26 protein-coding genes are annotated in these 26,405 nt (G+C 69.2%); 9 read left to right on the forward strand and 17 right to left on the reverse strand.

The window, feature by feature from the left end; all coding sequences use genetic code 11:
• Positions 1-38: 38 nt before the first annotated feature.
• Positions 39-587, forward strand: a complete 549-nt coding sequence (locus Q0599_RS05395) for an adenine phosphoribosyltransferase (RefSeq protein ID WP_298826826.1) — start codon at positions 39-41, stop codon at positions 585-587.
• A 73-nt stretch (positions 588-660) separates the two neighbouring features.
• Here the strand turns inward: Q0599_RS05395 and Q0599_RS05400 are convergent, their stop codons facing one another.
• The 6 genes from Q0599_RS05400 to rpmH form a co-directional block, all read right to left on the reverse strand.
• Positions 661-1,128 carry a cyclic nucleotide-binding domain-containing protein gene (locus Q0599_RS05400; protein ID WP_298826739.1) on the reverse strand — a complete coding sequence of 156 codons (468 nt, stop codon included), beginning with the start codon at positions 1,126-1,128 and terminating at the stop codon, positions 661-663.
• A 143-nt stretch (positions 1,129-1,271) separates the two neighbouring features.
• Positions 1,272-2,684: a tRNA uridine-5-carboxymethylaminomethyl(34) synthesis GTPase MnmE gene (gene mnmE, locus Q0599_RS05405; protein WP_298826742.1), complete on the reverse strand. Its 1,413-nt coding sequence runs from the start codon at positions 2,682-2,684 to the stop codon at positions 1,272-1,274.
• 294 nt (positions 2,685-2,978) lie between these two features.
• Positions 2,979-4,676 (reverse strand): membrane protein insertase YidC, encoded by a 1,698-nt coding sequence (gene yidC / locus Q0599_RS05410; RefSeq protein ID WP_298826745.1) that lies wholly within the window; start codon positions 4,674-4,676, stop codon positions 2,979-2,981.
• Entirely contained in the window at positions 4,673-4,966 is a 294-nt protein-coding gene (gene yidD / locus Q0599_RS05415; RefSeq protein ID WP_298826829.1) for a membrane protein insertion efficiency factor YidD, read from the reverse strand. Before yidD ends, yidC begins: the two co-directional genes overlap by 4 nt.
• A 41-nt stretch (positions 4,967-5,007) precedes the next feature.
• Positions 5,008-5,472 carry a ribonuclease P protein component gene (locus tag Q0599_RS05420; RefSeq protein WP_298826750.1) on the reverse strand — a complete coding sequence of 155 codons (465 nt, stop codon included), beginning with the start codon at positions 5,470-5,472 and terminating at the stop codon, positions 5,008-5,010.
• Between the two features lie 46 nt (positions 5,473-5,518).
• On the reverse strand, positions 5,519-5,653 hold the full coding sequence (rpmH, locus tag Q0599_RS05425) for a 50S ribosomal protein L34 (protein WP_007834827.1): 135 nt from the start codon (positions 5,651-5,653) through the stop codon (positions 5,519-5,521).
• A gap of 255 nt (positions 5,654-5,908) precedes the next feature.
• Here rpmH and dnaA point away from each other — a divergent pair, with 255 nt between their 5' ends.
• The 5 genes from dnaA (at position 5,909) to fumC (ending at position 13,306) form a co-directional block, all read left to right on the forward strand.
• Entirely contained in the window at positions 5,909-7,321 is a 1,413-nt protein-coding gene (gene dnaA / locus Q0599_RS05430) for a chromosomal replication initiator protein DnaA (RefSeq protein ID WP_298826754.1), read from the forward strand.
• A 218-nt stretch (positions 7,322-7,539) separates the two neighbouring features.
• On the forward strand, positions 7,540-8,646 hold the full coding sequence (gene dnaN, locus Q0599_RS05435; RefSeq protein WP_298826757.1) for a DNA polymerase III subunit beta: 1,107 nt from the start codon (positions 7,540-7,542) through the stop codon (positions 8,644-8,646).
• Between the two features lie 110 nt (positions 8,647-8,756).
• Positions 8,757-11,255, forward strand: coding sequence for a DNA topoisomerase (ATP-hydrolyzing) subunit B (gene gyrB / locus Q0599_RS05440; RefSeq protein WP_298826760.1), 2,499 nt, complete (start codon positions 8,757-8,759; stop codon positions 11,253-11,255).
• Between the two features lie 363 nt (positions 11,256-11,618).
• Positions 11,619-11,855 carry a DUF2789 domain-containing protein gene (locus Q0599_RS05445; protein WP_298826763.1) on the forward strand — a complete coding sequence of 79 codons (237 nt, stop codon included), beginning with the start codon at positions 11,619-11,621 and terminating at the stop codon, positions 11,853-11,855.
• 65 nt (positions 11,856-11,920) lie between these two features.
• A complete protein-coding gene (fumC, locus tag Q0599_RS05450) occupies positions 11,921-13,306 on the forward strand; it encodes a class II fumarate hydratase (RefSeq protein WP_298826832.1) in 1,386 nt (461 codons plus the stop codon).
• Between the two features lie 69 nt (positions 13,307-13,375).
• Here the strand turns inward: fumC and Q0599_RS05455 are convergent, their stop codons facing one another.
• From Q0599_RS05455 to Q0599_RS05475, 5 genes are all read right to left on the reverse strand, one after another.
• On the reverse strand, positions 13,376-13,717 hold the full coding sequence (locus Q0599_RS05455; protein ID WP_298826766.1) for a YciI family protein: 342 nt from the start codon (positions 13,715-13,717) through the stop codon (positions 13,376-13,378).
• Between the two features lie 304 nt (positions 13,718-14,021).
• Positions 14,022-15,119, reverse strand: a complete 1,098-nt coding sequence (locus Q0599_RS05460; RefSeq protein ID WP_298826767.1) for an alpha/beta fold hydrolase — start codon at positions 15,117-15,119, stop codon at positions 14,022-14,024.
• Positions 15,120-15,252: 133 nt separating this feature from the next.
• A complete protein-coding gene (locus Q0599_RS05465) occupies positions 15,253-15,882 on the reverse strand; it encodes a DUF938 domain-containing protein (protein ID WP_298826770.1) in 630 nt (209 codons plus the stop codon).
• A gap of 108 nt (positions 15,883-15,990) precedes the next feature.
• On the reverse strand, positions 15,991-16,767 hold the full coding sequence (locus Q0599_RS05470) for an Ig-like domain-containing protein (protein ID WP_298826773.1): 777 nt from the start codon (positions 16,765-16,767) through the stop codon (positions 15,991-15,993).
• A gap of 15 nt (positions 16,768-16,782) precedes the next feature.
• Positions 16,783-17,145, reverse strand: a complete 363-nt coding sequence (locus Q0599_RS05475) for a hypothetical protein (RefSeq protein WP_298826777.1) — start codon at positions 17,143-17,145, stop codon at positions 16,783-16,785.
• A 184-nt stretch (positions 17,146-17,329) separates the two neighbouring features.
• Here Q0599_RS05475 and Q0599_RS05480 point away from each other — a divergent pair, with 184 nt between their 5' ends.
• Positions 17,330-17,722 carry a hypothetical protein gene (locus Q0599_RS05480; RefSeq protein ID WP_298826779.1) on the forward strand — a complete coding sequence of 131 codons (393 nt, stop codon included), beginning with the start codon at positions 17,330-17,332 and terminating at the stop codon, positions 17,720-17,722.
• Entirely contained in the window at positions 17,719-18,675 is a 957-nt protein-coding gene (locus Q0599_RS05485; protein WP_367180904.1) for a YcjF family protein, read from the forward strand. Before Q0599_RS05480 ends, Q0599_RS05485 begins: the two co-directional genes overlap by 4 nt.
• 5 nt (positions 18,676-18,680) lie before the next feature.
• On the opposite strand, the gene Q0599_RS05490 is transcribed toward Q0599_RS05485, so the two are convergent.
• The 5 genes from Q0599_RS05490 to Q0599_RS05510 all read right to left on the reverse strand — a co-directional run bounded on the left by Q0599_RS05490 (position 18,681) and on the right by Q0599_RS05510 (position 24,287).
• Entirely contained in the window at positions 18,681-19,457 is a 777-nt protein-coding gene (locus Q0599_RS05490) for a 2OG-Fe(II) oxygenase (RefSeq protein ID WP_298826784.1), read from the reverse strand.
• The gene (locus Q0599_RS05495; RefSeq protein WP_298826787.1) at positions 19,454-19,873 is read right to left on the reverse strand and encodes a VOC family protein; all 420 of its coding nucleotides are present in this window, start codon (positions 19,871-19,873) and stop codon (positions 19,454-19,456) included. The genes Q0599_RS05490 and Q0599_RS05495 overlap by 4 nt, the downstream gene beginning before the upstream one ends.
• Before the next feature lie 95 nt (positions 19,874-19,968).
• On the reverse strand, positions 19,969-21,168 hold the full coding sequence (locus tag Q0599_RS05500; RefSeq protein WP_298826790.1) for an HlyD family efflux transporter periplasmic adaptor subunit: 1,200 nt from the start codon (positions 21,166-21,168) through the stop codon (positions 19,969-19,971).
• Position 21,169: 1 nt separating this feature from the next.
• Positions 21,170-23,542 (reverse strand): ABC transporter permease, encoded by a 2,373-nt coding sequence (locus Q0599_RS05505; protein WP_298826792.1) that lies wholly within the window; start codon positions 23,540-23,542, stop codon positions 21,170-21,172.
• 7 nt (positions 23,543-23,549) lie between these two features.
• Entirely contained in the window at positions 23,550-24,287 is a 738-nt protein-coding gene (locus Q0599_RS05510; protein WP_298826794.1) for an ABC transporter ATP-binding protein, read from the reverse strand.
• 199 nt (positions 24,288-24,486) lie between these two features.
• Here Q0599_RS05510 and Q0599_RS05515 point away from each other — a divergent pair, with 199 nt between their 5' ends.
• A complete protein-coding gene (locus tag Q0599_RS05515; protein WP_298826797.1) occupies positions 24,487-25,308 on the forward strand; it encodes a hypothetical protein in 822 nt (273 codons plus the stop codon).
• Here the strand turns inward: Q0599_RS05515 and Q0599_RS05520 are convergent, their stop codons facing one another.
• Positions 25,309-26,355: a GlxA family transcriptional regulator gene (locus Q0599_RS05520; RefSeq protein WP_298826798.1), complete on the reverse strand. Its 1,047-nt coding sequence runs from the start codon at positions 26,353-26,355 to the stop codon at positions 25,309-25,311. It abuts the gene before it with no gap.
• Between the last annotated feature and the right edge of the window lie 50 nt (positions 26,356-26,405).

The raw sequence follows: 26,405 nt of genomic DNA on the forward strand, positions 1-26,405 counted from the left end.
GCCGTCATCCGCCGGAGCCCGCCGTGCCCCCCACCGACTTGCCCGAGCAGACGCCCGCCGAGTACATCAAGCGTCATATCCGCACCGTGCCGGACTGGCCGGCCTCAGGCATACAGTTCCGCGACATCACGCCGCTGCTGTCCAGCCCGCGCGTGTTCCGCGTGCTCATCGACCAGTTCGTGCACCGCTACTTCGATCTGCGGCCGAGTGCGATCGCCGGCCTCGACGCACGCGGCTTCATCATCGGCTCGGTGCTCGCCTATGAACTGAACGTCGGCTTCGTGCCCATCCGCAAGAAGGGCAAGCTGCCCTTCGCCACCGTCGAGGAAACCTACGAACTGGAGTACGGCTCGGCCACGGTGGAGATGCACACCGACGCGGTCGCCCCGGGTGACCGCGTGCTGCTGATCGACGACCTCATCGCCACCGGCGGCACGATGATGGCCGGCATGCGGTTGCTCGAGCGGCTGGGCGCGACAGTGATCGAAGGCGCGGCCATCGTCGATCTGCCCGAGCTGCACGGCTCGGACAAGCTGCGCGCAGCCGGGCTCGCCGTGTACACGCTGGTCTCCTTCGAGGGCCATTGAGCGTCGGCGGCCTGTGCCGCGCCAAAGAGAAGGGCCCGCACGTGCGGGCCCATTTCGTCTGTCGTCCAGCGCGTCAGGTGAACGGCGTCTGCTTGGCGAGATTGGCGCGCATGCGCACGGCCATCACGTTGCCGGCGGCGCGCAGGATCTCCAGCGCCAGCGCGGGCAGACGCTGCGCCATCTCCTCCAGTCGCGGGCCGCGCAGCGCCCACACCTCGCAGGGGGTCATGGCTTCGACGTTGGCCATGCGCGGCCCGTCGTTGAACAGCCCCGGCTCACCGACCACCGAGCCTGCGCGCAGGATGGCAATGCGGTTGCTGCCCGGCGGCCCGCCGGTGACGAACACCTGCAACGAACCCTGCGCGAGCATGTACATGGAACGGTCGGCATCGCCTTGCTTGATGAGCAGGTCGCCGGCACGGATCTCGTGCCGGGTCAGGAACGGCGCGATGACGCGCCATTGGTCCAGCGTGAGGCGCGGGCGGAACGCGTCCTCGGCGTTGAGCGTTTGCATGGCCTGGACCAGCGGGGCGATGTCCATCGTCTTCCTTGTGTGCAGCGGGCCGGGATCGGCTTCTTGCTGCGAATTATCGGCGGGGCGCGCACCAGCCTCAACCCGTAGGCGTGCGGCGCGGCGCCCGCCCGTCGCCATTGGGCCACCGCCGGTCGCCGGCGGCGAGGCCTTTACTTCCCGATACAGAAGCGGCTGAAGATCTCGCCGAGCAGGTCGTCCGAGGTGAAGGCGCCTGTGATCTCACCGAGCGCGTCGTGCGCAAGGCGCAGTTCCTCCGCAAGCAGGTCGAGCGCGGCGTCGCGCTGCGCGGCCAGCATCTGCGCCTGTTCGAGATGTTCGCGCGTGCGGCGCAGGGCCTGCACGTGCCGAGAGCGCGCGATGAACACCCCCTCGGGCTGCGCATGCCAGCCGGCCAGCTCGAGCAGCCGCTCGCGCAGCGCCTCCAGCCCCTGGCCGCTGCGCGCCGAGATGACCAGCGCTGCGTCCTCGGGCAGCGCCCTCGCGGCGTCGGCCTTGTTGAAGACCTCGAGCAGGCGACCCGACCCGGCGAGTCCTTGCGGCCAGTCGTGCGCGATGCGGCGGTCGCCTTCGTCGTAGTCGGGGTCGCCGAGGCGCGTCAGGTCGCGCAGGAACAGCACCGCGTCGGCGCCGGCGATCTCGGCCCAGCTGCGCGCGATGCCGATGCGCTCCACTTCGTCGGCGGACTCGTTCGGGTCGCGCAGGCCCGCGGTGTCGATCACGTGCACCGGCACGCCATGGATCTGGATCGTCTCGCTGACCTTGTCGCGCGTGGTGCCCGGGATCGGCGTGACGATCGCCAGCTCGGCGCCGGCCAGGGCATTGAGCAGCGAACTCTTGCCCACGTTGGGCTGGCCGGCGAGCACGACCTTGATGCCCTCGCGCAGCAGCGCACCGCTGCGTGCGCGCTCCAGCACCTCGTCGAGCGCCATGCAGGCGCGGTCGAGGCGACCGCGTGCGTCGGCCTTCTCAAGGAAATCGATCTCTTCCTCGGGAAAGTCGAGCGTGGCCTCGACCAGCATGCGCAACTCGACCAGCTGGTCGCGCAGCGCGTTCACCTGCTTCGAGAACGCGCCGCTGAGCGACCGGCCGGCGGAGCGCGCCGCCGATTCGGTGCTCGCCTCGATCAAGTCGCTGACAGCCTCCGCCTGCGCGAGATCAAGCTTGCCGTTGAGGAACGCGCGTTCGGTGAACTCACCCGGACCGGCCAGGCGCAGGCCGGGCAGTCGCGGCCGGCGGTCTCGCCGGGCCTCGGACGCTGCCTCCAGACAGCGTGCCAGCAGCAGCTGCAGCAGCACCGGCCCGCCATGGGCCTGCAGTTCGAGCACCGACTCGCCGGTGTAGGACTGCGGCGCGGGGAAATGGATCGCCAGGCCCTGGTCGAGCGTCGATCCGTCGGCCGCCAGGAAGGTCAGGTAGGTCGCGACCCGCGGCGCGAGCGAGCGCCCGCAAACCGCCTCGATCAGCGGCTCCAGGGCCTTGCCGGAGACCCGCACGATGCCCACCGCTCCGCGGCCGGGCGCAGTGGCCACGGCCACGATGGGATCGGCATGACGGGGGAGCATGGTTCGATTCTGGCGCAGCGAGGCCGCGCAAGGACGAAGGGCGGTGCGCCGTCATGCAGACGACGCACCGCCCTCGATTGGCGCGGGGGGTAGCGGCGTCCGGCCTGAGGGCACCGGTCCGTTGCACTGCCCGAGCCGGCCGGTGCACGCCTTCGTGCTGTACCGGGTCTGCCCCGCATGGAACCTATGGAATCGCTTCCTTGGTGCCCATGGTCGGCCTGCATGCCGGCCGCAGCAAGCCCCCAGGCGAGGGGGCCGGCCCCCTAGCGCGAATGCGTCACGAAATTCCTCGCGTCACTTGCCGAGCACACCGAGGCGCTTGTTGATGACGTACTGCTGCGCGATCGAGAGGATGTTGTTCGTCAGCCAGTACAGCACCAGGCCGGCCGGGAAGAAGAAGAACATCACCGAGAAGATGAGCGGCATGATCCACATCATCTTGGCCTGCACCGGGTCCGGCGGCGTCGGATTCAGCCAGGTCTGCAGCAAGCTGGTGCCGGTCATCAGCAGCGGCAGGATGAAGAACGGGTCGATCGCCGACAGGTCCTTGATCCAGCCGATCCACGGCGCGTTGCGCATCTCGACGCTGGACAGCAGCACCCAGTACAGCGCGATGAAGAAGGGCATCTGCGCCACGATCGGCAGGCAGCCGCCCAGCGGGTTGACCTTCTCCTCGCGGTAGATGCGCATCATCTCCTGCTGCATCTGCTGCGGTTTGTCCTTCAGGCGCTCGCGCATCTCCATCACGCGCGGGTTGATCGCCTTCATCTTCGCCATCGAGCGGTAGGCGCTGGCATTGAGCCAGTAGAAAGCGACCTTCAGCAGCACCACCAACGCGACGATCGCCCAGCCCCAGTTGCCCAGCAGTCCGTGCAGCTGCGTGAGCAGCCAGAACAGCGGCTTGGCGAGGATGGTGAACCAGCCGTAGTCCTTCACCAGCTCCAGGCCCGGCGCCAGCGCGGCCAGCCTGTTCTCCTCCTGCGGACCGGCAAACAGCTGTGCGTCGAAGGCCTTGGTCGTGCCGGCACCGACTTCGCCGACCGGCAAGAACATGCCCACCGAGTAGGTGTTGGCCTCGACCTTGCCGGTGTAGAACTCGCGCGGCAGCTTGGCGCCGCTGCCGTTGTCGGGCAGCCAGGCCGAGGCGAAGTAGTGCTGCACCATCGCCACCCAGCCGTTGTCGCCGGTGGTGGCGTGATCGGGCTTGTCGCCGGCCTGACGCTTCTCGATGCTCTTGAAGTCGACCTTCTGGAACTTGCTCGCATCGGTGTACACCGCCGGGCCGGTGAAGGTGAAGTAGAAGCTCGATTCGCCCTCCGGCGGATTGCCGTCGCGCACCAGCTGCAGGTACAGGCGCGGGCTCACGTTGGCGCCCGAGTTGTTCACCACCTCGTGGCGCACGCCGATCACGTAGTCACCCCGGCGGAAGGTATAGATCTTCGCCAGCTTCACGCCGCCGAGTTCGGGCGACTCGAAGCGCACCTGCAGCTCGTTGCTGCCCTCGCGCAGTTCCAGATCTCCCGGCACCAGCTCCATCACCGTGTGGTGGTTGGGCAGTCCGGCGCCGCCCGCGGGCGGGATCAGTCCGCTCTGGGCGACGTACAGGCGCTTGGCCGACTGGTCGAACAGCACGACGTTCTTGGTGCGGTCGTTCTGATCGACCTGCTTGAGCAGTTCGAGGCGGACCAGCGCGCCACCCTTGCTGTCGAGCGTCGCCTTCACCAGGTCGGTGCTCACGGTGACCTGCTTGGCCACGGGGGCGGAGGCCGCTGCGGCGGGCGCCGTCGCGGGTGCAGCCGCGGCGGCGACCGGTGTCGTCGTCGGGGTCGGCACCGCCCCCGGCGCTGCCGAAGCCCCGGCCGCGACCGGCTTCGCCGCAGGAGCAGGTCCGAAAAGCGAAGGCTGGCCGTTGTGGCGCTGCCAAGCGTCCCAGATCAGGACGAGTGACATCGAGAACACCACCCACAGCAGGGTGCGACGGAAGTCGGTCATGGGGAGGTCTTGTCGGACAAGGGGGAAGACGGCGCCGGCTCGTCGGTCACGAAGCGGCGAAACAAGGAGGGCGGCTGGTGCGGCACCGGGTCGAAGCCGCCGTCGCACCAGGGATGGCAGCGCAGCACGCGCGCCGCGGTGAGGTAGGTGCCAGCGGCAGCGCCATGACGCTGCAGCGCCTCCAGCGAATAGGCCGAGCAGGTGGGCTCGAAGCGGCAGTTGCTGCCCAGCCAGGGGCTCAGGACCAGCCGGTAGGCTCGCACCAGCCCGATCAGCAGGCGCTGCGGCAGACGACTCCAGCGAATCGAGGTCGGCGGCATGGCGAGCGCCCTCAGGCCGCGGCCTGCTGCATCAGCGCCGCCAACTCCATGCCGGCGGCGCTGGCCAACGCCGCGGAGCCGGCCGACGGAAAGGACTGGCGATCGAAGGGTGAGCGCAGGCGCACGACCCACAAGCCCTCGGCGAGCAGGCCTTCGGCACCACCGACCGCTGCACGGATCTGCCGCTTCAGCAGCGTGCGGGTGACCGAGCGCCGCGCATGGCGCTTGGGAATGACCATACCGAGCCAACGCGTCGGGCTGACTGCCAAGCCACCTGAAATGGAGTCATCCACAGGGGATTCGGAAAGGGGGACTTCGCCTGTTGACAACTTTCCGCTTTCGCGCTTGGCCTGCGGACGCAAAGGCAAGGTGGGCACTCCGCGCAGATGGTGCACGGCGAAGTGGGCCGTGCGCGCTTTCGGCGGGCAACGCAGCACGCGCTCAAAGTCGGCAGAGCGCACGATGCGGCCGATCACGACGCGGCGGATGCGCGCGCTGCCCGGGTTGCGGTGGCCGGCGTCCTCAGACGGCCAGACGCTTGCGGCCCTTGGCGCGACGTGCATTGATGACCGCGCGGCCACCGCGGGTCTTCATGCGAACGAGGAAGCCGTGCGTGCGGGCGCGGCGGACTTTCGAGGCTTGGTAAGTGCGTTTCATGATCGGTCCAGCGATGCAGTTCGGGGGAGATGCCCGCTGCGGCTGCGCTCCGCGGGGCCAGGACCCGAGGCGGTTCGAGGCGCGCTCCGGGGAACCGCCGATTACAGCAAAAAAACCATTGCCGGTCAACGAGTTGGCCTCTTCCCCGGCTTGGGCATGCCTGATTCGGCGCTTCGGCGAATCTGTGGATAACCTCTGGCGCAGATGGCTGCAAGGGGTAGAATGCGGCGGCTCCGAGAAGAACTTTTCCACAACATGGCGGCAGACCTGTGGCAGCGTGGCTGCGAGAAACTCGCGGCCGAACTGCCAGAGCAGCAATTCAACACCTGGATCCGACCCTTGCCGGCCGCCGACGTCAGCGATGACGCCAGTGGCGGGGCGGTCGTGACGCTGCGCGTGCCGAATCGCTTCAAGCTCGACTGGATCCGCAACCAGTACGCCGGCCGGATCGAATCGGTGCTCAGCGAACTGGCGGGCAAGCCGGTTCGGCTGGACATCACCTTGGCGCCGCGCGACGTGCCGGCAGGCATGCCCGCGCGTGCACCCTCCGGACCGCAGCCCCTGGCGCAGGCCTTCAACGGCGGCAGGCCGCACGGCGAGGCGGGGTTGCCGACCAAGGCAGCGGCGACGAGCCCGTCTTCCGGTTCGCGCAGCCGCCTGAATCCGCAACTCACCTTCGACACCCTGGTGCCTGGCCGCGCCAACCAGATGGCACGCACCGCTGCGCTGCATGTCGCCGGCGCTCCGGGGCAGATGTACAACCCGCTGTTCATCTACGGTGGCGTGGGCTTGGGCAAAACCCATCTGATCCATGCCGTGGGCAACGCATTGCTGGCAGACCGTCCGGACGCACGCATCCTCTACCTGCACGCCGAGCAGTTCATCACCGACGTGGTGCGGAACTACCAGCGCAAGACCTTCGACGAGCTGAAGGCCAAGTACCACCAGCTCGACCTGCTGCTGATCGACGACGTGCAGTTCTTCGCAGGCAAGGAGCGCACCCAGGAAGAGTTCTTCAACGCATTCGAGGCGCTGTTGGCCAAGAAGGCGCACATCATCATGACCAGCGACACCTACCCCAAGGGGCTGGTGGACATCGACGAGCGGCTGACCTCCCGCTTCGACGCCGGCTTGACGGTGGCCATCGAGCCGCCCGAGCTGGAGATGCGCGTGGCCATCCTGATGCGCAAGGCCGAGCAGGAAGGCTCGCCGATGCCGGAGGACGTGGCCTTCTTCGTCGCCAAGAACGTGCGTGCCAACGTGCGCGAGCTCGAAGGCGCGCTTCGCAAGATCCTGGCCTATTCGCGCTTCAGCCAGAAGGAGATAAACATCGGCCTGGCACGCGAAGCGCTGAAGGACCTGCTGTCGATCCAGAACCGCCAGATCGGCGTGGAGAACATCCAAAAGACGGTCGCCGACTTCTACAAGATCAAGGTGGCCGACATGTACAGCAAGAAGCGCCCGGCCAGCATCGCGCGTCCGCGCCAGATCGCCATGTACCTGGCCAAGGAGATGACGCAGAAGAGCCTGCCCGAGATTGGCGAGCTGTTCGGCGGGCGCGATCACACCACCGTGCTGCACGCGGTGCGCAAGATCGCCGGAGAGCGGCAGAAGAACAGCGAACTGAACCAGCAGCTGCACGTGCTGGAGCAGACGCTCAAGGGCTGACAGTGCAGATGGACAAACCTGGGGACAGTTCTGGAACAACCGGGAAGCTGTCCACAGCCGGGCCTCTCGCGGCAAAGTTGTTCGCCTCCGCGCGTGCATTCGCGGTCATCCGGCACACAGAGTTTGCGGAGCGCTAAGCGGTTGAAGGAAAAGGGGAAAATGCGGTTCTCCACAAAGACCGCTGTCCTCTACTAAGACGACTACATCAAGAGGTTGACATGATTGTCTTGAAGGCAACGCAGGAAAAGGTGCTGGTAGCACTGCAGGCGGTGGCAGGCATCGTCGAGCGGCGTCACACGCTGCCCATCCTGGCCAACGTGCTGATCCGCAAGAACGGCAGTCAAGTCGAACTCACCACCAGCGACCTGGAGATCCAGGTGCGTACCATGGCCGAGCTCGATGGCGACAGCGGAAGCTTCGCCACCACCGTCGGTGCACGCAAGCTGATCGACATCCTGCGTTCCATGCCGGCCGACCAGACCGTCAGCCTCAGCGCCAACCAGAACAAGCTGACGCTGCAGGGCGGCAAGAGTCGCTTCACGCTGCAGACCCTTCCCAGCGACGACTTTCCGCTGGTGCAGGAAGCGGCCGACTTCGGACCCATGTTCAGCGTGCCGCAGAAGACGCTGAAGTTGCTCATCAACCAGGTGCACTTCGCGATGGCGGTGCACGACATCCGCTACTACCTCAACGGCATCCTGTTCGTCGCCGAAGGCAAGAGCCTCACGCTGGTGGCCACCGATGGCCACCGCCTGGCGCTGGCGCAGGCCACCCTCGACGTCGAGATTCCCAAGCAGGAGGTCATCCTGCCGCGCAAGACGGTGCTCGAACTGCAACGCCTGCTCAAGGACGAGGACACCGCGATCGAGATGCGCTTCGCGGGCAACCAGGCCAAGTTCGTGTTCAGCGGCATGGAGTTCGTCAGCAAGCTGGTCGAGGGAAAGTTCCCCGACTACAACCGCGTGATCCCGAAGAACCACAAGAATGCCGTGACGCTGGGACGTGCGCCGCTGCTGGCCAGCCTGCAGCGCGCCGCCATCCTGACCAGCGAGAAGTTCAAGGGCGTGCGCGTCAACATCGAGCCAGGCACGCTGCGCATCGCGTCGAGCAACGCCGAGCAGGAAGAGGCCAAGGAAGAGCTGGAGATCGACTACAACGGCGATGCCATCGAGATCGGCTTCAACGTCACCTACCTGATCGACGCACTCACCAACATGAGCCAGGAGATGGTGAAGATCGAGTTGCAGGATACCAACTCGAGCGCGCTGATCACCGTGCCCGAGCAGGCCGGCTTCAAGTACGTGGTGATGCCCATGCGCATCTGAGCGGGCGCGACGACAGCGGCCGGATCGAGCGGGCTTCGGCCCGCTTCAGCGTTTCATAGGGGGCCCTGCGAGTCCGCGCCGGCCACCCCTGACAGAGAGAAGAGTTCCCCATGAGCGACACCCCGAGTACCCCCGACAGCGCGCAGAAGCCGAACGAGGCCTATGGCGAGGGCAGCATCCAGATCCTCGAAGGCCTGGAGGCCGTGCGAAAGCGTCCTGGCATGTACATCGGCGACACTTCCGACGGTACCGGGCTGCACCACCTGGTCTTCGAGGTCGTCGACAACTCGATCGACGAGGCGCTGGCAGGCTACTGCGACGACATCGTCGTGACCATCCACACCGACAACTCGATCTCCGTCATCGACAATGGCCGCGGCATCCCCACCGGCGTGAAGATGGACGACAAGCACGAGCCCAAGCGCAGTGCCGCCGAGATCGCGCTGACCGAGCTGCACGCCGGGGGCAAGTTCAACCAGAACAGCTACAAGGTCTCCGGCGGCCTGCACGGCGTGGGCGTGAGCTGCGTGAACGCGCTGTCGAAGTGGCTGCGCCTGACGGTTCGCCGCGACGGCAAGATGCACTTCATCGAATTCCGCAAGGGCATTCCGCAGGACCGCGTCGTCGAGCATCGCGACGGCTTCGAAATCAGCCCGATGAAGATCACCGGCGACACCGAGAAGCGTGGCACCGAGGTGCACTTCCTGCCCGACGACGAGATCTTCGAGAACATCGACTTCCACTACGAGATCCTCAGCAAGCGGCTGCGCGAGCTCAGTTTCCTGAACAACGGCGTGAAGATCCGCCTCGTCGACGAGCGCAACAACAAGGAGGACAACTTCGCCTTCGTCGGCGGCGTGAAGGGCTTCGTCGACTTCATCAACACCGGCAAGAAGGTGCTGCACCAGACCGTGTTCCATGCCGTCGGCGAGAAGAAGACCGAGCACGGCAGCATGATCACCAGCGAAGTGGCGATGCAGTGGAACGATGGCTACAGCGAGACGGTGCTGTGCTTCACCAACAACATCCCGCAGCGCGACGGCGGCACGCACCTGACCGGCCTGCGCGCGGCGATGACGCGTGTCATCAACAAGTACATCGAGGACAACGAGCTGGCCAAGAAGGCCAAGGTCGAGGTCAGCGGCGATGACATGCGCGAAGGTCTGTGCTGCGTGCTCTCGGTGAAGGTGCCCGAGCCGAAGTTCAGCAGCCAGACGAAGGACAAACTCGTCTCCAGCGAGGTGCGCGGCCCGGTGGAGGAGGTGGTGAGCAAGGCGCTGACCGATTACCTGCTCGAGAACCCGATCGACGCGAAGATCATCTGTGGCAAGATCGTCGAGGCTGCGCGGGCCCGCGAGGCGGCCCGCAAGGCGCGCGAGATGACGCGCCGCAAGGGCGTGCTCGACGGCATGGGCCTGCCCGGCAAGCTGGCCGACTGCCAGGAGAAGGACCCGGCGCTGTGCGAGATCTACATCGTCGAGGGCGACTCCGCCGGCGGCTCCGCCAAGCAGGGCCGCGATCGCAAGTTCCAGGCGATCCTGCCGCTGCGCGGCAAGATCCTCAACGTCGAGAAGGCGCGCTACGAGAAGCTGTTGTCCAGCGACGCCATCCTCACCCTGATCACGGCGCTGGGCACGGGCATCGGCACCGAGGACTTCAATGTCGACAAGCTGCGCTACCACCGCATCATCATCATGACCGACGCCGACGTGGACGGCGCCCACATCCGCACCTTGCTGCTGACCTTCTTCTACCGGCAGATGCCGGAGCTGGTGGAGCGCGGCCACATCTACATCGCGCAGCCGCCGCTGTACAAGGTCAAGCTGGGCAAGGAGGAGCAGTACCTGAAGGACGGCCACGAGCTCGACGCCTACTTGCTGCGCGTGGCGCTGAAGGACGCGAAGCTCGACACTGGCGTGCCGGGGGCGGCCGTGCTGCAGGGCGATGCGCTGGAGACGCTGGCACGCCAGTACGTGCTGGCGAACAACGTGGTGGAGCGCCTGTCGAACTGGATGGACGTGGAGGGCCTGCGCGCCATGGCCAACGGCCTGGAGCTGAATCTCGACACGCTGGAGGCTGCCGAGGCCTCGGCAGCCGGGCTGCAGCAGGCGCTGCACAACGCCGAGGTGGTGGCCGAGTTCGACGCGCGCACCGACAAGCACCACCTGCGCATCAGCCGCATGCTGCACGGCAACGTGAAGAGCAGCGTGATCACGGCCGACTTCATCCACGGCGCCGACTACGAGGCGCTGTCCACCGCGGGCAAGACCTTCAAGGGCCTGGTCAGCGGCGAAGCGGTGGTGAGCCGCGGCGAAGGCGACAAGCTGAAGGAGGCCAAGGTCGGCGACTTCCGCCAGGCCATGGCCTGGTTGATCGGCCAGGCCGAGAACGCCGTCGGCCGCCAACGCTACAAGGGCCTGGGCGAGATGAACCCCGAGCAGTTGTGGGAGACGACCATGGACCCGAACGTGCGCCGCCTGTTGAAGGTGCAGATCGACGACGCGATCGAGGCGGACCGGGTGTTCACCATGCTGATGGGCGACGAGGTGGAGCCGCGCAGGGACTTCATCGAGACGAATGCGCTGAGGGCGGCGAACATCGACGTGTGAGGTTTCTGGGTCTCGTAGGCCGCCGTATTGGTTGTGACCGCCGCCACGAGATTGCGACTGGCTGTCGGTGCTACGGCGCCGTTGCTTCGTGAGGCGTTCCCCGGGCTCGTCGAGCTGACCGCCCTCATGGCCGACGAGACGTGGCGCGTGAACACCATTCCAGCATGCTGGTTCGGTCACGATCGACACGCGCCACACTGCCCCGCAGGAGTAGGCTATGCGCATGGTCGAGCCGCGGGTGAACGACTCGCACGGATACCGGCCGTTGCCGTGACCGAGCGGTGCGCAGCCATGTGACGCGCCTGCAGCCCCGGCGACCTGCCGTCGGCCTTCGACTCGAGACTCGCTGAAAGGAGGCATGCAATGGAAATGGCCTTCCACCGCTTTCCCGAACTCTTCGCCCAGTTGGGTCTGAGCTCCGACCTCGATTCGATACGCGCGTTCATCGCGAAGCACTCGCCGTTGCCGGGTGGTGTCCGCCTGGAGGACGCGCCGTTCTGGACATCTGCCCAGGCCCGTCTGCTGAGGGAGTCCCTGGTCATGGACGCCGATTGGGCCGAGGTGGTCGATCGCTTGAACCTGGCTTTGCACAACGCTTGAACCTGCGGCGGTCAGGCCCCTCGGCTCAGCCAGAACGTGCATGCGATTCGTCCGTGGGGTCCATGATGCCGACACGTACCGAGACCGACAGCTTCGGGCCGATCGAGGTGCCGGGCGATGCCCTCTGGGGGGCGCAGACCGAGCGCAGCCGGCGGTTCTTCGCGATTGGCCGGCAACGCATGCCGCCCGAGATCGTGCAGGCGCTGGCTGAGATCAAGCGCGCCGCCGCAGAGGTCAACCGCGATCTCGGCCTGCTGGACCCCGCCAAGGCCGACGCCATCGCCGCCGCCGCGGCTCGCATCGCCGCAGGTGAGTTCGCCGCACAGTTCCCGCTGTCGGTCTGGCAGACCGGCTCGGGCACGCAGAGCAACATGAACGTCAACGAGGTCATCGCCAGGCTGGCGTCGGATGCGCTCGGCGGTGAATCGGTCGGGACTCGCCGAGTGCATCCGAACGACGACGTCAACCTGGGCCAGTCGTCGAACGACGTGTTCCCGACTGCCATGCACGTGGCCGCGGTGCGTGCGGCTGGGCCGTTGCTGAATGCGCTGGCACGGCTGCGCGCGGCAATTCGAATCAAGGCGACCGCCTTTGCGGAGATCGTCAAGATCGGGCGGACCCACCTGCAAGACGCGACGCCGATCACGCTCGGTCAGGAATTCGGCGGCTACGACGCCCAGCTGGGCTTCGGTGAGTCGGCACTGCGACGAGCACTGACCGACGTGCACGCGCTGGCCATTGGCGGCACGGCCGTCGGCACGGGCCTGAACACGCACCGCGAGTTCGGCGCTCGCGTGGCGGCGGTGCTGGCCGCTCGCCTCGATGCGCCGTTCGTGGTGGCCGACAACCTGTTCGCGGCCATGGCCGGCCACGAGCCGCTGGTGACCTTGCATGGCGCGCTCAGGACCCTGGCGGTAGCGCTCAACAAAATCGCGAACGACATCCGGCTGATGGGCAGCGGTCCACGCGCCGGCATCGGTGAACTGCGCCTGCCCGCCAACGAGCCGGGCAGCTCGATCATGCCCGGCAAGGTCAATCCGACCCAGGTCGAGGCCTTGACGATGGTCTGTGCGCAGGTGATGGGCCACGACTTGGCGATCGGCATCGCCGCCAGCCAGGGCCAGTTCGAGTTGAACGTGTGCAAGCCGCTGATCGCCCACGACCTGCTCGACAGCATGGGCCTTCTGAGCGACGCGATGGCCAGCTTCGCCACCCATTGTGTCGAGGGCCTCGAAGTCGATGCCGAGCGGGTTCGGCTACTGCTGGACCGCTCGCTGATGCTGGTCACGGCGCTGGCGCCGCACCTCGGCTACGACCGCGCTGCGCGGATCGCCAGACATGCCCAGGCCAACGGTCTCAGCCTGCGTGAGGCAGCACTGACGGTCGGCGGCGTCAGTGCCGCCGAGTTCGACGCCTGGGTTGTCCCGTCGCGCATGCTCGGCCCGGGTTGAGCCGGACTTGGAGGGGGCGTGGAACGCTCGGCGCTGCAGTCAGCTCGCTGCCGCAGTTCACCACCCGTCTCAGGCGCTGGCTGCGGCCTTGCGGCGCTGGCCGTCGATCTCGGCCTGCAGTGCACCGGGCTTGGCTTCGGGAACGACCTGTGCGGTCTGCCAGACCTGCACCCGCTGGAACAGTCCGCTGCTGAAGAAGGGGTCGGTCGCGAGGTGCGCATCGAGTGCGGCGCGGTCGGGCAGGTCGAGGATCATCAGGCTGCCCAGCGGCCTGCCGTCGTCGCCGAGCAGCGGGCCGCCGAAGCGGAAGGCCGGGGTGCGGCTGGCGACGAATTCGAGGTGCGGCACGCGCGCCCGGGTGCGAAGGGCCTGGCTGCCCGGGCGATCCTGGGCGTGGACGATGAAGAGCATGTCGTTCTCCGGCGGGTGGGGTTCGGGGTCAGGCTGCGGCGGGCTGCGGTGGCGCCACGGCGCCGGCCTGCGTCGCGAGGCGGCCGAAGCTCGTCTGCACGAGCGCGATCTGGTCGGGGGTCATGGGCATCTCCTGGCGGTGGGTGGCGCACACAGGGGCGTGTCGCGCAGGTGGCCATTGCAGGGTCTTGCGCCGCCTCGGTCATGAGGCATCCGTCCCGATCTGCAGGTCGGCAGGCGGGACGCCTGTCCCGGTCGGTGGCGCCGCTCGGCGCCTTGCGGTGCGCCTGGGCGGCCCGGGGCGTCAGGCCGGGTCGCGGCCCAGCCCGGCGTCGCGGGCCCAGACGATGAGGCGGCCGCGGCTGGAGAAGTCGAGCTTGGCGAAGATCGCCGTCACGTGGTTGCGCACCGTCTTCTCGCTCATGTACAAGGCGGCGGCGATCTCCTCGTTGTCGAGGCCCCGCGCGACATGCTCGATCACGTCGCGCTCGCGTGCCGTGAGTACGGCGAGGTCGCGACCGTCGCGCCGCACCGCGGCCCCCGCATGCTCGGCGAGGAACGAACGCATGGCCTCGGCGAGCACGGGCCACGCCGGCTCGTCGGCCATCAGGTCGTGGTTGGCGCTGTCCAGCGCGACGAGGCGCGCGCCGGCAATGCGCTGGGCCAGCAGCTGGCCCTGAGCGAAGGGCACGAGGTCGTCACGCCGTGCATGCAGCACCAGCACCGGGCAGCTCAGCTGCGGCAGCAGGTCGGAGACGTCGATGTGCCAGAAGAGTCGCGTCAGACGCTGCGCCTGCTGGGGCGTGGCCGAGGCACGCTGGATGTGGCAATACGCCGACAGGGCATCGCCGCTGGCCTGCGGGATGGCGCGGGTGGCGAACACCTGGCGATAGGCCGGACTGTCCTGCCCCCAGCCGAGCGCGATCAGCTGCAACAGCAACTCGCGCTCGGCCGCGTCCTGCGGCGACGGGTTGCGCACGGCGCGCCCCTGCGCGTAGGTGCCGCACAGCAGCAGCGCGCTGACGCGCTCGGGATGCCTCGCGGCATAGGCGATGGCGAGCGGGCCGCCGTGACAGAAACCGAGGATCGGGAAGCGCTCGAGCCGTGCGGCATCGACCACCGATTCCATGTCGGCCACCATGCCGTCGAAGCTGAGCTCCGCCGGTTCGCGCTCCGACAGTCCGAAGCCGCGTCCGTCGAAGCGCGTGAGTTGCCGGCCGTCGGTGAGCAGGTCGAGCCAGTGCCGCCACAGCGGGCTGTCTCGGTCCTCGTCGAGGTGCGACATCCAGTTGGCCGACTTGACGATCGGCGGGCCGCTGCCCAACTGCTCGAAGGCGATGCGCACCCCGTCGGCCGTGCTGCAATAGCGCACGATCGCCGGTGACGCAGTGGAGCGGGACATCAAGGCGGGGCGGGAAGGGGCCTGACGGCTGCATTATCGGCACTCGATCGCGAGCGGCCGATCATGATCGGGTGCCGATGCCGTCGACGGGCGGCCTGCCGGCCATCGCGGGGCACCAGGCAGAAGGTCGAGATCAAGGCGACGACGCCGACACCCTGCCGCTGCGGCCCCACACCAGCAGCAGGTTGTTGGCCGGCATCGCCACGCGCTCACGCAGCACCAGGCCGGCCTGCGCCGCTTCGTGCGCGACGTCTTCGCGGCGGCGAAGCCCCCATGCGGGGTTGGAGGCGCGCAGGTCCGCATCGAAGGCCAGGTTGCCGGACGATGTCGGCACGTCGTCTTCCAGATAGGGTCCGTAGGTGATGAGCAGCCCCGCCCTCGTCAGATGGCGCGCCGCGCCGCGCATCAACCCCGCACAACAGGCCCAGGGCGCGATGTGGATCATGTTGGCGCAGAAGATGGCATCGACCTGCGCCGGCACGCCGGGCCACTGGGGCTGCAGCACGTCCAGCCGCAGCGGCGCGCGCACTCGCTCCAATCCGTCGCACCAGGCGCCAATCGAAGCCAGCGCCGCGGCGTCGAAGTCGCTGGGCAGCCATTGCCAGCCCGGCAGGCCGGCGCTGCAGTAGGCGGCATGCTGCCCGGTGCCGCTGGCGATCTCCAGCAGCACGCCGCGCTCCGGCAGCCATCGCTGCAGCTCGGCCAGGATGGGCGCGCGGTTGCGTTCCGCAGCGGCGCTGCGGCGTCGGGGGTCGTCGGTCATCGCTCGGGGTTGGTGCTCATGCGCCGGCGGCGGCATTCAAAGCGCGATTGTCGGCCGATGGCACGCGGGCCGTGGCGAGGGCGCCGCACGGGCGCCCGTCCGGTGCCATCAGGGCGCGGTCGTGAACTGCGAGATGAACGGCGCCGGCATCGGGTTGCCGGCCGGGTCCGAGGCAAGGACCTGCACCTTGTACGCCGTGCCGGGAACCAGCGGCGACACCGGCCGGAACGTGACGGTCACGGGCACCGGGCTCAACGCCGAGACGGACCCGGCGATGGCGTCGCCCGTCGCCGCGTCGGACACCCTGAACACGAAGTCGAGGCCTTCGAAATCGATCGGTTCGCTGAACTGCACCTCGATCGCGGCCGTGACGGGCACGCCGAGGGCGCCCTGCGCGGGGTCGATGGCCACGACGCTCGGTGGCGTGGCATCGGTGACCACGCTGGCCGTCGTGAAGTGCGACGTGAAGGAGGTCGCCATCACATTGCCGGCCAGGTCCGCCACGTTCTGCACGCGCACCTCGTAGGCGGTGCTTGCGTTCAGCGGTGACAGCGGAGTCATCGACGCCCACTGGCCATCCACCGACGTGGACACCATCACCGGGACCAGCGTGGAGGTCGCGGTGTCGCGCAGGCTGAGGTGGCCCGCGTCGAGCGAGGCGGCGTCGACCGGCTCGCTGAAGCCGATGACCACCACCGCCGTCGTCGCGACCGACGCTGCGTCCGCTGCCGGGGCGATCGAGCTCACCGTGGGCGGTGTCGTGTCGGGCACACGCGTCACCGTGAGGGTGTCGCTTCCGCTGCGGTCGTCGACGGCAGAGGTGACGGTCACGGTGATGGCGTTGGATCCCATCGCCAAGGGCACGTAGAACGTATGCCATGACACGCCGACGAACGGAAGTCACGCGATGCTGGCCCGCCCGCCTCCCGTGGCGCCATTGGCCGCGTTGCGCCAGCTGACGAGGTAGCCTTCCGGGAGCGAGCCGCCGATCAGCGAACAGGAGAAGGTCGCGGGGACGAACGAGATGCCGCCCAGCATCAACGCCGTTGCCTCGGTCGCATAGGCGTCCGACTCGGTGGGCGCCGTGATGGTGACGCCCGACCAGGGCGGCGGTGCCTCGTCATCGCCGTCACCCCCTCCGCCACAGCCGGCCAGAAGCGCGGCCAGGGCGAGCGCCAGCAGCGCGAGGGCGGCGGGTGAGGCTCGATCCAACCCCTGCCGGTTCGGCGCCCGTGCCTCCGCGCGTCCTTCCGCACTCTGCATGTCGGCCTCCAGTCGATGTCGCGACCCGGGCGGCCGCCGAACCTGCGGCCCTACCATCCGGTCTGACTTTCCCTGCTCGGGCGGCGCCACGGATTGACGGGCCGCAAGAGAGCCTGACGGTCGGCGCGCCGGAACCTTTGTGCCGATCCCGTTTCTGAAGCGTTCGGGCTCGAGGAGGCTCGCGATGAAATCCTTCGTCTGGATCGTGTTCGGCGTGTTCGCCGCTTTGTGGACCGGCGGCGCCTTTGCCGCCGCGCAACTCACGACATGGGCTGCGGGACAGCTCGCTTCGGGTGCTGCCGTCGACCTGGGCCGGGCCGTGGCGGACTGGCCGCTGCCCGCCTGGCTGGCACCCTGGGTCGACGCAGCCGCCTTCCAGACGGCGCAGCAGGCGCTCGTCGTCGCGCTCGAATGGCTGCGCGACAGCTGGCCGGAGATCGGCAGCCTGGTCGGCTGGCTGGTGCCGGTGATCTGGGTGCTGTGGGGACTGGGCCTCGCGCTCCTGCTGCTGCTGGCCGGCGGCGCCCACTGGCTGGCGGGCCGCGCCCAGCCGCAACCTCGACCGAGCATGACATGACCGACACCGAGACCCGCGCCATCGTCACCGTCAGCCTGCTGGCCGCGTTTGCCGACGGCAGCAAGCACGAGCGAGAACGCGCCGAGATCAAGCGCATCGCCGAGGGCTTGTCGCAAGCCGACGGCGTGCACCTGCCGACGCTCTACCAGGACGTGCTGATGAAGCGCGTCACGCTGGGCTCGGTGCTGCCCGCGCTGGCCAACGATGAATCACGCCAGCTCGCCTACGAGATGGCGGTGTGCGTCTGCGATGCAGACGGCACGCAGTCCGACGCGGAGCGTGACTTCCTCGGCGAGCTGTCGCGGGCGCTGCAGCTCGACACGGCGGCGGCGCGCCGCTTCCAGCAGCAGGCCGAGGCGCTGGCATCCGCGCCGCTGGGCGCCGACGTGCTGCCGCCGGTCGCTGCGACCGGTCCGCAGCGCGTGGTCGACGAGGCGGCGCTGGACCAGGCCATCCTCGACGCCGCCATTCTCAACGGCGCGCTCGAGCTGCTGCCCGAGACGCTGTCGACGATGGCGATCATTCCGCTGCAGATGCGCCTCGTCTACCGCATCGGTCAGGCCTACGGCTACCCGCTCGACAGCGGCCATGTGAAGGACTTTCTCGCCACGGCCGGCGTGGGCCTGACCTCGCAGTACCTCGAGCAGGCCGGGCGCAAGCTGATCGGCGGGCTGCTCGGCCGTGTCGGCGGCGGGCTGCTCGGCGGCCTCGGCAGGCAGGCGGTCAGCTCGGGCATGAGCTTCGCGGCCACCTACGCGCTGGGCCATGTCGCCAGGCGCTACTACGCCGGCGGCCGGGTGCTTTCGGCGCAGATGCTCCGGGAGGCCTACGCCGGCATGACGCGCGAGGCGCAGGCCCTGCAGAAGCAGTACCTGCCGCGGATGCGCGAGAAGGCCCGCACGCTCGACGCCGCCCAGGTGATCGCCATGGTGCGCGGCGACAAGGCCGCCTGAGAGCGTCAGCCCGGTGCGTACATCACGTTGATGCGCGCCACGTACTTGGGCACCGGCCCATGCACCGGGCAGCCGACGTGCAGCACCGAGTGCGGCCCGAAGCCGTGGCGGAAGAACAGCGCGCTGCCCTTGGCCGGGGTGACGTCGTGGGCGCTGCCGTCGGGGCGGTACAGCCGCGTCTGGCCGCCCTGCACGCCGTCGGCCGGTCCGTTCAGATAGAGCAGCATGGTCAGGCAGGAGCGCAGCCCGGCCCACTGCACCATCTCGCGGCGGTCGTCGCTGAGGCCGAAGCCGGGCCAGTCGCCGTCGGTGTGGCGGTTGAAGACGTCGCCGTCGTCGTAGCGGTACATGTTCAGCCGCTCGGACAGGCGCGGGTACAGGCGCAGCCCGGCGATGGACGGCGGCAGCAGGTGCGCCATGCGCTCGAACATCGGGCCGAGCAGCGTGCGGTCGGCCACCCAGTGCACCGACTTGTTCATGCGCATGCCAGGCGGCGTCTGGATGCCCGGCGCCTCCTCGCGGTAGCCGAAGCGCTCGCTGGCCTCGACGATCGCGTCGGCCTCGGCAGCCGCCAGCAGATCGCGGACCTCGAAGGCGAGCAGCCCGCCGAGCTCGATGTCGTGTCGCGTCGGCACCAGGCCGGCCTCGGGCGCCAGCACCAGCCGCGGCGCCGGCGTCTCGAAGGCGTGGATGGGCGTGTCCTCGACCACGCCGCCCATCGGTAGCGAACCGGGCAGCCGCGCCACCGTGCGGTGCGGCGGCCAATCGGCGCCGGCGTTCACCACGTTCCGCTGTTGGGCATCGAGGCCCAGGGCTCGGCCGGCGGCAGCGCGGGGCCGGCCTGCAGCAGCTCGATGGAGATGTTGTCGGGCGAGCGCACGAACGCCATGCGGCCGTCGCGTGGCGGGCGGTTGATGGTCACGCCGTGCTCCTGAAGCCGGCGGCAGGCGGCGTAGATGTCGTCGACCGCGTAGGCCAGATGGCCGAAATTGCGCCCGCCGGTGTAGACCTCCGGGTCCCAGTTGTGCGTCAGCTCGACCTGGGCCTCGCTTTGCCCCGGCGCGGCGAGGAAGACGAGGGTGAAGCGGCCGCCCGGAACGTCCTGCTTGCGCAGCACTTCGAGGCCCAGCGCGTCGCAGTAGAAGCGCAGCGACGCGTCGAGGTCGGTCACGCGGACCATGGTGTGCAGGTATTTCATGGTGCGATTGTCGGTGCGCCGTCGCGCCCGCGCAGCCGTGCGGTCTTGGCGCGTCGTCGGCCCGATCGCCAGGCCGCGCCCTGGCGCCCGGCCGGCTAGACCTTGCGCGGCTTGACGCGCAGCCCGTCGCGCGTGGCCGCCGGCGGGTAGACGATCACCTGCGCGCCGGGCGCCAGGCCCGACTCGATCCAGGCCTCCTGGCCGTTGCGCGCCCCCACCTTCACCGGGGTGAGCCGGGCGCGACCGCCGTCGAGCACGAACACCGCCATGCTGCCCTCGCCCTCGGGCACCGGGAACACCGCGCTGACCGGCACCTTGACCACCCTTTCCATCGAGCGGGTGACGATCTGCACGCCGACGCGGAAACCGTCGCCGAGGGCGCGCCACTGTTCGGGCGGGCTGGTCAGGTCGATGAGCACGCGCACGCGCTGCTCCTCCACGCCGAGCGCGGAGATCTTGGTGAAGGCTGCAGGCTCGACGCGCCGCACGCGCCCGAGCAGTACGCCTTCGCCGCCCCAGCGCTCGATGCGCACCGTGCTGCCCGGCGGGGCGCGCAGCGCGTCGGCGGTGAGCAGTTCGGCCACCACCTCGAGGCGCGTGATGTCGCCCAGCTCGAGCAGCGGTGCCCCCAGCGCCACCACGCCTTCGCTGGCCTGCACCACCTTCAGCACGCTGCCGGCCACCGGCGCGCGCACCGGGAAGACGCGCGGGTTGCTCGCCTGCGTCGAGGCCAGCAGCGCAGCGCGCGACTGCTCGACCTCGTAGGCGGCGATGCGGCCCTCCTCGTTCGCGGCGTCGAGGTCCTTCTGCGCGGCCTGCAGCGCGAGGCGGTCGGTGTCCAGCTTGGTCGGCGAGACGAAGCCCTGTGCCGCCAGCTGCTCGCTGCGCTGCTGCTCGTTGCGCGCCTGCTGCAGCGCCACCTTGGCGCCCTCGATGCGTGCCGCGACACGCTGCGTCTGGGCTTTCGCGATGTCGACGCGCAGCAGCAGCTCGCGTCTCGTGCGTTCGTCGAGCATGGCCGGAAGCACCGGCGCGATGGATGCGAGCAGGTCGCCGGCGCTCACCGCGTCGCCCTCGCGCAGCGCGATGCGGCCGATCGTGCCGGCCAGGGGCGCGGAGACGACGTAGCGGTCGCGCAGCCGCGTCTTGCCGTCCTCCTCGATGGTGGTCTCGAACGGGCCTTCGGCGACAGGGGCCACCTCGACCTCCAGCGGCCGCGGCGCGAAGGCCCAGGCGAGCAGCGCGGCGATCGCGAGCGTGGCCACGCCCGTGGCGATCCATGTCTTCTTCTTCATGTCATTCCCTTGTCTTCAGCACGGCCACCATGTCGAGCTGGTCGATGCGGCGGCGCACGATCAGCGCGCTGACCACGCCGGCGGCGAGCACGGCGATCGCCGCCCACGCATAGGTGCGAGGCAAGATGATCACCGGAAAGTAGAACTGGTCCGACGCCAGCAGCCCGGAGATCAGGTGCACCAGGCCGAAGCCCAGCGCCATGCCCAGCGGCAGCGCGATGGCGATGACCAGGCCCAGTTCGCCGAGCAGCAGCGTCGACACCTCGGCGCGCGTGAAGCCGAGCACGCGCAGGGAGGCCAGCTCCCAGCCGCGCTCGGCCAGCGCGATGCGCGCGTTGTTGTAGACCACGCCCACGGCGATGACGGCAGCGAAGGCGGTCAGGATGGTGCTCATGATGCGCACGTTGCGCGCGCTGATCTCCTGCATATTGCGCAGCATGGTCGCCTTGCTGAAGGCGCCGGCCACGCGCGGCAACGTCTTGATCGCCTCCAGCAGGCCCTCCTCGCGGCCGCGCTCGGTGGCGAGCACGAAGCCGCTGGAGAGGTCGCCGTCGCCGAGCGCGCGGTTCAGCGCCTCGCGGTCCATGTAGGCGTTCAGGCCCATCATCTCGCGCACCGTCGCGCCGACGGTCAGCTCGATGGTGCGCGGTCGGCCCTCCAGCACCTCGACCTGCAGCGACTCGCCGACGCGCACGCCGAGCTTGTCGGCGAGGCGGTCGGTGAGCACCAGCCCCATGCCGTCGAGCGTGGTCGCATGGTTCTCCGCATCGACCACGCGGTAGAGCACGGCGCGGCCGTCGTAGCCGCGGATCATGCTGCGCTCGCTGCGGTGGCCGCGGTGGAAGGTGACCGGCACGAAGCGGGTGGACTCCACCTGCGTCACCGACGGCAGCCGCGCGAGGTCAAGGCGCGCCGCGTCGTCGCCGGGCTCGACCAGCCAGACCGCCACGTCGCTACGCATCGCCACATTGAATTGCGCATCGACGATGTACTCGATGGCGTCGCGGAAGAAGTTGCCCAGCACGACGATGGCCACCGAGGCGGCCACACCGGCGATCGACAAGCCGGTGCGCAGCGGCCGCCGCTCCATGTTGCGGATGATCATGCGCAGCGCCGGCCCCAGCGCCTGGATGCCCAGTCGCTCGAGCAGCGTGCGGCGGTAGCGCCCGGGTGCCGGTGGGCGCATCGCCTCGGCCGGCGCGAGGTGCACCGTGGCGAGGATGGCGTTGAGCGTGCCCAGCACCGCGGTGGCCACGGTGATGCCCATGCTGACGAGCAGCAGCCAGGGCGCGATGCGGTGGTCGAAGTGCGGGAAGTGGAAGAACTCGGCATAAAGGCCGGTGAACAGGGTGCCGAGCCGGTCGCCGAGTGCCACGCCGAGCGCCAGGCCGACCAGCACGATCAGCATGACCAGCTTGAGGTAGTGCGCGCCGATGTCGCGGTTCGGGTAGCCGAGCGCCTTCAGCGCGGCGATCTGCTCGCGCTGCGTGGCGACCAGCCGCGACACCACCACGTTGAGCAGAAAGGCGGCGACGCCGAGGAAGATCGCCGGCAGCACGGTACCGAGCACGCGCTGCTCCTTGATCTCGTTGTCGAGCATGGCGTGCGAGGTCTGGTCGGCGCGGCCGTGGATCTCGCGCCCGCCATAGGGTTCGAGCAGCCGCGACAGCGCGTCGATCACCGCCGGTTCGGAGGCGCCCGGCGCCAGCCGGATGGCGATGCGGTTGAAGGCACCATTCATGTCGTAGGCGGAGGCGAGCGACTCGCGGTCCATCCAGAAGATGCCGAAGCCGCGCAGGTCCGGCATGCCCCACAGGCCGGCGAAGACGAACTCGGGCGAGAGCGCCGTGCCGACGACGACCAGCGTGCGCTGCCGGCCGTTGACCAGCGCCTTCAGCGTCGAGCCGGGTTTCAGGCCGCGCGCCTGCGCGAAGCCCTGCGAGACCAGCACTTCCAGGCTGCCGTCGCCGCGGCGCACGCCGGCGCCGTCGAGGGCACGGCCGCTGGCCAGCGCCACCCGGTTCAGCGACGACGGCCGCTGCGCATCCATGCCGATGAGCTGCCCGATGATCGGATCGGGCAATCCGGGCAGCTCGACGCGCACCATCTGCTCCACCGTCGTCTGCACCTCGGCCACGCCCGGCTGGGCGGCCAGCCGCTCGGCGAGCGCGTCGGGCGCCCGCTTGACGCCTGCGAACAGGTCGGCGAAGCGCCCGTCGGCGTAGAACTCGTCGCGCGCGCGGGCCAGCGAGTCCACCGCCGACAGGCTGGTGATGAAGCCGCCGATGCCACTGGCCACCACCAGCGCGATGGTCAGCGCCTGGCTCCACATCAGGCGCAGGTCGCGCAGCAGCTTGCGGTCGAGGGCCTTCATCGCCGTCTCACCAGGACAGCTCGGATGGCGAGATCTTGTGCGCGTTGTGATCGACGCGCTGGACCGTGCCGTCGCCGAGGTGGATCACCGTGTCGGCCATGCCGGCGATGGCGGCGTTGTGCGTGATCACCACGGCCGTGGTGTGCAGCTCCTGATTGATGCGAGCGATCACTTCCAGCACCAGCTTGCCGGTCTGGTAGTCGAGCGCGCCGGTGGGCTCGTCGCACAACAGCACCTGGGGGCGCTTGGCGATGGCGCGCGCGATCGCCACGCGCTGCTGCTCGCCGCCCGAAAGCTGCGCCGGAAAGTGGTCGCGCCGCGGCGTCAGCCCGACCAGGTCGATCGCCTCGTCGACCGGCATCGGGTGCTCGGCGATGTCGGTGACCAGGGCGACGTTCTCGCGCACCGTCAGGCTGGGAATCAGGTTATAGAACTGGAACACGAAGCCGACATGTTCGCGGCGGAAGGTGGTCAGTTCGCCCTCGCTGGCGCCGGACAGGCGGTGGTCGGCGAACCACACCTCACCGGCGCTCGGCACGTCCAGCCCGCCGAGGATGTTCAGCAGCGTGGACTTGCCGCTGCCCGAGGGACCCAGCAGCACGACGAACTCGCCGGCGGCGATCTCCAGGTCGACGCCGTGCAACGCGCGCACCTCGACCTCACCGGTGCGGTAGGTCTTGGCCAGGCCCGTGGCGCGGAACACGGTCTCGCGGGCGGCGGCGGCGGCGGCGGGGGAGGCATCCATGGGCGGTGTGGGGATCGGGGATTCTCCGGGGTCGCGGGCGTGGCGGACTGACCGCCATCAAGCCACATTTCGCACGAGCGCGGGCACTCGCTTCGTGCACTCCGGTTGAACTGCGACAATCATCAGCGGTTATCTGCATACCTGTCTGCCCATGTCGTCGCCCCCCGTCCCCACCAAGACCGTTCGCGGTCAGGAGGCCATGCGGCGTCGCACCGGCGAGCTGGGACAGCGGCACCGCACGATCCTCTTCCTGGTCGACGGACGGCGCCCGCTGTCCGAGGTGCTGAGCCTGGCACACCAGGCCGGAGCAGCCACCAGCCACTTCGAGGACTTGGTGCGCATGGGCTTCGTCGAACTGCCAGCCGAGGAGCCGCCGGCGCCGCCGCCGGTGGAGGCGCCGCTGGAGGCGCCCCCGCAGGCTCAGATCACGGAGTTGGCGGTGGAGGTGGTGTCAGAGCCGGAGCCGGAGCCGGAGCCGGAAGCCGAGCCTGCGCCCGAGCCGCCGCCGGCTCCTGAACCGGCGATGGCGGCGCGCCCGCTGCCCCCGCCCCCACCCCCGCCCCCACCGCCGCCGCCGCCCCCTGCTGCGAAACGCGTGCCGCTGGCACGCCTGCTCGAGCCGCCGCCGAGGCAGGCGCGCCACGAACCGGTCATCGAGCTGCCGCGAGAGCCCTTCCTGCCACCCTCGCGCGTCGTGCTGCCGCCGCCACCGCCACCGCCGCCGGTGCTGGTGCTGGCGGAGGACCAGCCGGTGCTGGAACAGGCGCGTGCGCAGCTGCTCGAGTCGCTGCGTTGCGATCCGCAGCCGGCCAGCGGACGGCTGGTCGATCGCGTGCGTGCCGCGAAGGGCAGTTCCGAGCTGATCGACGTGGTGTGGACGATGGAGCGCGGACTGCACCACCACCAGCGCACGCACCGCGGACTGATCGCGCTGCAGCGCGCGCGAGAGCTGCTCGGCCTGGGCAACACGCTGGTCGACGAGGACAGCACGCCCGGCCAGCTTGACAACGACGACTGGTGATCAGGCGGCGTCCGCCTGCGCCTGGCGCAGCCGCTGCGCGAGCGGCTGGAAGCGGCGCCGGTACTGCGCCGGCGTGAGGGCCACCTTGCGGCGGAACAGCCGGCCGAAGAAGCTTGCATCCTGGTAGCCGACCTCGAGCGCGATTGCCTCCACCGGGAGGTCGCCCGACTCGAGCATCTGCTTGGCCTCCTCGAGCCGCAGCGTGTGCACGTACTCGAGCGGGCTCATGCCGGTGGCCTGGGTGAAGCGGCGCTTGAAGGTGCGTTCGGGCAGGCCCGACAGCGCCACCATCTGAGCCACCGGAGACTCCGCCTGGTAATGCTGGGCGGCCCATTGCTGACAGCGCGCCACCAGCGGGTCGGCGGCCTGGGCGCCGTGCGTCAGCGAGGCATAGGCGATCGGGCTGGTGTGGTTCAAGTCGAGCAGGTTGATGCGCGCGACCTGCATCGCCTCCTGCGGGCCGGCGAAGCGCGCGATGAGGAACAGCACCAGCTGGTGCCAGGCCACGCCGCTGCCGGCCATCACGATGCGCCGGTCTCCGCCGGCGACGATCAGGCCGCGCTCGGGGTGCCAGCGCGTCGTCGGATGGTCCCGGCGCAGCGCCTCGCAGTAGGCCCAGTGCGTGGTGGCGTCGATGCCGTCGAGCAGTCCGGTGCGTGCCAGCAGCATCGCGCCCGAGCAGGCCGAGCCGATCAGCGTGCCCTGGTCGTGGCGCTGGCGCAGCCAGGCCACCTCGGCGTCGTAGCGGTCACCGATCGACTCGCTGGGTGCCACCGCGAGGTCCGTGACGCAGATCGCATCGACCGGTGGGCAGTCGGCGAGGCTGCATTCGGCCCGGATCGGCACGCCGTTGGCGGCGGTCACCGTGCCGCCATCGCGGCTGACGACGATGGGGCGAAACAGCGAGCGCGGCTCGGCGTGGCCGTGCAGCATCTGCCAATCGCGGCCGGCGCTGTACAGCGAGTCATGAAAGCCGAAGAGCGTGGCCGCCGTGACGTCCGGCGCGGCAAGCAGGGCCACGGTGACGGGAGATGCGGGGTTCGTCATGGCGGATGGTGGCACGAATGGCCGCTTCCTTGCACGGATGACTTTAGTGC

This window comes from uncultured Piscinibacter sp. (assembly GCF_937952055.1).
In the GTDB taxonomy this organism is placed as follows: domain Bacteria; phylum Pseudomonadota; class Gammaproteobacteria; order Burkholderiales; family Burkholderiaceae_C; genus Piscinibacter.

What these genes read in the sequence shown, in the direction of transcription:
- Q0599_RS05400 (WP_298826739.1), bottom strand. Translation starts at nt 1,128, where the DNA reads ATGGACATCGCCCCGCTGGTCCAGGCCATGCAAACGCTCAACGCCGAG.
- mnmE (WP_298826742.1), bottom strand. Translation starts at nt 2,684, where the DNA reads ATGCTCCCCCGTCATGCCGATCCCATCGTGGCCGTGGCCACTGCGCCC.
- yidC (WP_298826745.1), bottom strand. Translation starts at nt 4,676, where the DNA reads ATGACCGACTTCCGTCGCACCCTGCTGTGGGTGGTGTTCTCGATGTCA.
- rpmH (WP_007834827.1), bottom strand. Translation starts at nt 5,653, where the DNA reads ATGAAACGCACTTACCAAGCCTCGAAAGTCCGCCGCGCCCGCACGCAC.
- dnaA (WP_298826754.1), top strand. Translation starts at nt 5,909, where the DNA reads ATGGCGGCAGACCTGTGGCAGCGTGGCTGCGAGAAACTCGCGGCCGAA.
- dnaN (WP_298826757.1), top strand. Translation starts at nt 7,540, where the DNA reads ATGATTGTCTTGAAGGCAACGCAGGAAAAGGTGCTGGTAGCACTGCAG.
- gyrB (WP_298826760.1), top strand. Translation starts at nt 8,757, where the DNA reads ATGAGCGACACCCCGAGTACCCCCGACAGCGCGCAGAAGCCGAACGAG.
- Q0599_RS05445 (WP_298826763.1), top strand. Translation starts at nt 11,619, where the DNA reads ATGGAAATGGCCTTCCACCGCTTTCCCGAACTCTTCGCCCAGTTGGGT.
- fumC (WP_298826832.1), top strand. Translation starts at nt 11,921, where the DNA reads ATGCCGACACGTACCGAGACCGACAGCTTCGGGCCGATCGAGGTGCCG.
- Q0599_RS05455 (WP_298826766.1), bottom strand. Translation starts at nt 13,717, where the DNA reads ATGCTCTTCATCGTCCACGCCCAGGATCGCCCGGGCAGCCAGGCCCTT.
- Q0599_RS05460 (WP_298826767.1), bottom strand. Translation starts at nt 15,119, where the DNA reads ATGTCCCGCTCCACTGCGTCACCGGCGATCGTGCGCTATTGCAGCACG.
- Q0599_RS05465 (WP_298826770.1), bottom strand. Translation starts at nt 15,882, where the DNA reads ATGACCGACGACCCCCGACGCCGCAGCGCCGCTGCGGAACGCAACCGC.
- Q0599_RS05475 (WP_298826777.1), bottom strand. Translation starts at nt 17,145, where the DNA reads ATGCAGAGTGCGGAAGGACGCGCGGAGGCACGGGCGCCGAACCGGCAG.
- Q0599_RS05480 (WP_298826779.1), top strand. Translation starts at nt 17,330, where the DNA reads ATGAAATCCTTCGTCTGGATCGTGTTCGGCGTGTTCGCCGCTTTGTGG.
- Q0599_RS05485 (WP_367180904.1), top strand. Translation starts at nt 17,719, where the DNA reads ATGACCGACACCGAGACCCGCGCCATCGTCACCGTCAGCCTGCTGGCC.
- Q0599_RS05495 (WP_298826787.1), bottom strand. Translation starts at nt 19,873, where the DNA reads ATGAAATACCTGCACACCATGGTCCGCGTGACCGACCTCGACGCGTCG.
- Q0599_RS05500 (WP_298826790.1), bottom strand. Translation starts at nt 21,168, where the DNA reads ATGAAGAAGAAGACATGGATCGCCACGGGCGTGGCCACGCTCGCGATC.
- Q0599_RS05505 (WP_298826792.1), bottom strand. Translation starts at nt 23,542, where the DNA reads ATGAAGGCCCTCGACCGCAAGCTGCTGCGCGACCTGCGCCTGATGTGG.
- Q0599_RS05510 (WP_298826794.1), bottom strand. Translation starts at nt 24,287, where the DNA reads ATGGATGCCTCCCCCGCCGCCGCCGCCGCCGCCCGCGAGACCGTGTTC.
- Q0599_RS05515 (WP_298826797.1), top strand. Translation starts at nt 24,487, where the DNA reads ATGCGGCGTCGCACCGGCGAGCTGGGACAGCGGCACCGCACGATCCTC.
- Q0599_RS05520 (WP_298826798.1), bottom strand. Translation starts at nt 26,355, where the DNA reads ATGACGAACCCCGCATCTCCCGTCACCGTGGCCCTGCTTGCCGCGCCG.